General features: G+C 63.1%; 1 pseudogene. It reads left to right on the forward strand.

Going from position 1 to position 490, the window contains the following annotated elements:
* Positions 1-321, forward strand: a pseudogene (locus J5M56_RS24655) (DEAD/DEAH box helicase); the annotation flags it as partial.
* Positions 322-490 lie beyond the last annotated feature (169 nt).

Here is a 490-nt window from a genome sequence, read left to right on the forward strand (position 1 = left end):
AACCATGACAAACGCGCAGGCGACCCGCCGGCCTCGCTGAATATCCGCGTGGTGCCAGAACCGCTGTTACTCGGGCCGTTTGCCTTGCAGCATGAGCCCGATGCGCATCCGGAACGGCACGTGCTCGCCGGCCACGTTCACCCGGTCTATCGGCTGCATGGCAAAGGTCGGCAGAGCCTGCGCCTGGCCTGTTTCAGACTGGGTGATCGCATCAGCCTGATGCCGGCATTCGGTGCGTTCACCGGCGGCTATCAGGTCGAGCGCGACGACAGTTGCAAAGTCGTCGTGATCGGTGACAACGAAATATGGCCCGTCAGCTAGATCGCAAATCGATCAGACTGACGGGCCATATTCATGACAGTGGATCAGGCCACAGGCGCCGGAGGCGGCTCGTCCGGCAGGGTCGGTTCGCCTGGTTCGGTCGGTTGTTCGTTGGGAGTATCGGGATCGGGCTGGCCGGGCACGCCCCCGGACAGGCTCAAAGACGGAT

The organism is Pseudomonas sp. 51_B (assembly GCF_017491595.1).
Classification (GTDB): domain Bacteria; phylum Pseudomonadota; class Gammaproteobacteria; order Pseudomonadales; family Pseudomonadaceae; genus Aquipseudomonas; species Aquipseudomonas promysalinigenes.